The organism is bacterium (assembly GCA_040755755.1).
GTDB lineage: Bacteria > SZUA-182 > SZUA-182 > DTGQ01 > DTGQ01 > DTGQ01.
The window spans coordinates 1-3,923 of the sequence record JBFLZW010000020.1; the positions used below are offsets into that span (position 1 = coordinate 1).

Below are 3,923 nucleotides of genomic sequence, written 5' to 3' on the forward strand. Positions count from 1 at the left end.
ACTTTCATCAGGACCTTGCCGGATTGGTTGTTCTCTGCGTCTCTGCGTCTCTGCGGGAGATATTTTTTTCCCTGTGTGCTTTGTGTCCTCTCTATATTATAAGCTTGGCTTATGTAAGTGCCATTCACCTTAGACTATGTAAATATTTTAATGCTGACAGGCATCCAGCCAGGTTTCCTATAAAACTTCCTTCATTTTTCATTAACTTTCTTACGGAGCCGGGTGATACGGTAGTGGATATTTTTGCGGGTTCAAACACAACAGGAGATGCAGCGGAGAGTTGCGGGAGGAATTGGATTGCCTGTGATCTCAACAGGCCCTACCTGGCAGCATCTGCCTTCCGGTTCTTTGAGGAACCTATAAAAGAAAGACACAGGGTAATTTTTATAAAGAACTCCTTGAGTCAAACGTCCTCCCTATTAACCTTCCACCAAAACGCCAGTTGAGGCTAATAAATGAATAGATTGGAATTCAGCCTACTCCGAATGGCCCTCTCCCGGCCCTTCCCGCCTTTTTGCTTAACTATTTTAAATAGTTAAGTCTCAATAGTTTATTTATCAAAAACTGCCGACTAGTATACCAGCCAATATATCAGTATAAAGGTATTCACTTATATTTTATGGTTATCAACTATGTTTATCAACGCAAGCAGTTGGTAAGGGGGGTGTTTTGCACGTATGAGACAGACAATGAGGAAATTTTTCTACCTGCTCTTTGCTCTCGAAATAGCGGCATCACTGATCAAAGTCACTCAGGCAGCCGGGCAGAGGCTGCCTGCCGGGCAGAGGCTGCCTGCCAGTCCACCATCGTCATCGGGTGTTTCTTTCACTGGCGCTGTTGATTATCCGGTTGGTAAGGACCCTCAATCGGTCATTGTGGCTGACTTTAATGGGGATGGAAAACCCGATCTGGCCACTGGTAATGAAGACTCTGACAACGTTTCAATTCTCCTTGGCAATGGGAATGGCACCTTTGCCCAGGCTGTCAGTTATTTGGCCGGGAAGGAACCCCAGTCGCTGGCCGCAGGGGATTTCAACGGCGATGGGAAGCTCGATCTGGCGGCAACCAATTATGACTCCGATCAGGTTTCCATTCTCCTTGGGACCGGCGACGGCCGGTTTGCTGCTGCGGTTCATTATCCTGCCGGATATGGCCCCCGGTCAGTCACCGTGGGGGATTTCAACAGTGATGGGAAAATTGATCTTGCCGTAGCCAATGAAGTGTCCGATAATGTTCAGATTCTTCAGGGAAGCGGTGATGGCAGTTTTACCCAGGCTGCATCCTATCCGGCAGGTAATAATCCTCACCGGATCATAACCGCGGATTTCAATAACGATGCCAAGGCGGATGTGGCCGTAGTCAACGCGAGTTCGGCTGATGTCTCCGTTTTCCTTGGAGCTGGTAATGGCACTTTTACCAAATCCGGTGCCTTTGCAGCAGGGGCTGATCCCCGCTCGATCGTTGCCGGGGATTTTAATGCGGATGGAAAAACAGACCTGGCCGTGGCCAATGAGGGTCCTGATACGGTCTCTATCCTGCTGGGGGCGGGGAATGGCACCTTTACCAAGGCTGTCGGTTATGAAGTCGGGATCGATCCTCAGTCGGTTACCACTGGAGATTTCAATAAGGACAGCAAGCTTGACCTGGCAATCGCCAATGAAGGCGGGGCTAATGTCTCTCTCCTTCAGGGGAACGGGGACGGCACCTTTACCACGGCTGCCGGTTATGCACTCGGGGGTTCTCCCTCGGCAGTCACTTCAGGTGATTTTAACCGTGACGGTCAGGCTGATCTGGCTGTGGCCAATGACAAGTATGACAGCGTATCCATTCTCTACGGCAGCGGCGATGGCAAATTCGATGCATCCATCAGCTATCAGGCCGGGGATGAACCGGAATCAATCACAGCCGTGGATTTCAACGGCGATGGAAATGAGGATCTGGCTGTAGCCAATGCGGAATCGGCCAATGTCTCGGTATTCATGAATAACGGTAACGGAACCTTTGCTGCTGCCGGTTCCTTTGCAGCCGGAGCAGGGCCCCAGTCGGTCACGGGTGCGGATCTCAACAATGACGGGCAGGTGGATCTTGCCGTAGCCAACAACAAATCCGATACTGTTTCCGTTCTCGCCGGAAATGGCAAGGGCGGCTTTGCCGCAGCAGTCAATTACCCGGTCGGGTATGGTCCCCGGGCAGTCGTTGCGGGAGATTTCAACGAGGACGGGAAAATGGACCTGGCACTGGCCAACGAGGGATCGGACGATATCGCCATACTCCTGAGTGACGGTAATAACACCTTCAGCCCGGCAACCCACTATCGGGCGGGAAATAATCCCGGATCGATCACCCTGGGAGATTTCGATGGAGACGGCAGGAAAGATCTGGCTGTCGCCAACACCAGCCCTTCTGTCGGTGAAGACTCCGGCAGCGTTTCGATCCTTCTGGGGAAGGGTGACGGCACCTTTGCCGAAGCTGTCAATTATGCAGTGGGAAAGGATCCCTGGGCTATCGTGACAGGGGATTTCAATGACGATGGAAAGGATGATCTGGCCGTAGCCAACGAGGCATCGAACAATGCTTCCATTCTCCTCGGCAAAGGTGACGGTACCTTTGCCAAAGCCGTCAACTACGGGGCGGGGGACGATCCCCAGTCGATCACCACGGGTGACTTCGATGCGGATGGAAAAGCCGATCTGGCCATAGCCAATGAGGATTCAGACGATATCTCGATCCTTCTGGGAAAAGGTGACGGCACCTTTGCCGAAGCCGTCAGCTTTCGGGCAGGGGCTGACCCCCGCTCCGTTGTGGCCGCTGATTTGAACGGAGACGGGAAAGACGATCTGGCCGTGGCCAATGAGAAGTCCGGCAATGTTTTCGTTCTCATCAATACCACCTCCGGCATAACCGTGAGCCCGGTATCCAGGCTTGAGACGAGCGAAGCAGGCGGCAGGGCGGTCCTTACCCTGGTCTTGAAATCACGACCTGCGGCCACGGTAACGATTCCTGTCACCAGCAGCGATGAGACCGAAGGGAAAGTATCGCCTGACATCCTGTCCTTCACACCCGAAGATTGGAACAGTACAAAAACCGTAACCGTAACCGGCGTTGATGACACCGCCGATGATGGTGATATGGCCTATATGGTGAACATTGGTCCGGCTGTCTCGGCTGATCCGGCATACAACGGCCTGGACCCTGACGATGTGCTGGTGATCAACAGGGACAATGACAATGCTCAGGAAAATAACAGCAATAATAATGAGGAGGAAACCAGTAGCTGTTTTATAACCTCCGCGCTCTCCGGATGGAGACGAAAATTCAGGCAGGCAGATGAGTAGGTAAAGTGAACTACTCAGGCACAAAGCACAGAGAGACAAGGGCACAACGGGGTAAAGACACAAGTGAAGGGGCAAAGTTGTATTCCCTTCATGCCTTTGCCCCTTTGCCCCTGGGTAGTTACCCTTAGAGAAGCCTTATTCCCGTATCAATAATCTCTCTGGCTAAGGGATCGTCTTTATTAAAATCTTTAGGAGAAAAGGGAATCACTTCAATTTCGCTGCTCACTGAGATCGTAATATGACGAATCTTATCTTTATCTTCTATTCTATTACCTTTAAATATTTCCGATACCAGAGCGATGTCAATATCGCTCCATTCTTTGTGGGTTCCCTTGGCATAACTCCCAAAAAGAATGGCCTCTTTTATTGGTATCTTATTCTTTCTTAAATTATTTAAATATTTATCGATCTTATTTTTTTATTTCAACAGGGATTTGAGCCATTGATAATATTCCTTTATCGTAACTACTCAGGCATAGGCAGGAGATGGTTATAGTTTTCATGATTTTTGTAGATTATCCGATAAGGTATAAAGGAGTGAGTAAGATGGGATAAACAGAGGGATAGGAAATAGCTGGAAGATAGCAT

Annotated in this window: 3 protein-coding genes; 2 read left to right on the forward strand and 1 reads right to left on the reverse strand. The window is 50.1% G+C overall.

All coding sequences use genetic code 11. From position 1 onward, the window contains the following. Nucleotides 1-104: 104 nt before the first annotated feature. Both AB1611_07240 and AB1611_07245 read left to right on the forward strand, forming a co-directional pair. The gene (locus tag AB1611_07240; GenBank protein MEW6379386.1) at nucleotides 105-446 is read left to right on the forward strand and encodes a DNA methyltransferase; all 342 of its coding nucleotides are present in this window, start codon (nucleotides 105-107) and stop codon (nucleotides 444-446) included. A 231-nt stretch (nucleotides 447-677) separates the two neighbouring features. Continuing rightward, nucleotides 678-3,335: a VCBS repeat-containing protein gene (locus tag AB1611_07245; protein ID MEW6379387.1), complete on the forward strand. Its 2,658-nt coding sequence runs from the start codon at nucleotides 678-680 to the stop codon at nucleotides 3,333-3,335. Nucleotides 3,336-3,459: 124 nt separating this feature from the next. On the opposite strand, the gene AB1611_07250 is transcribed toward AB1611_07245, so the two are convergent. After that, complete coding sequence (locus tag AB1611_07250) at nucleotides 3,460-3,744, reverse strand: nucleotidyltransferase domain-containing protein (protein MEW6379388.1); 285 nt, start codon at nucleotides 3,742-3,744, stop codon at nucleotides 3,460-3,462. Between the last annotated feature and the right edge of the window lie 179 nt (nucleotides 3,745-3,923).

What these genes read in the sequence shown, in the direction of transcription:
- AB1611_07245 (MEW6379387.1), top strand. Translation starts at nt 678, where the DNA reads ATGAGACAGACAATGAGGAAATTTTTCTACCTGCTCTTTGCTCTCGAA.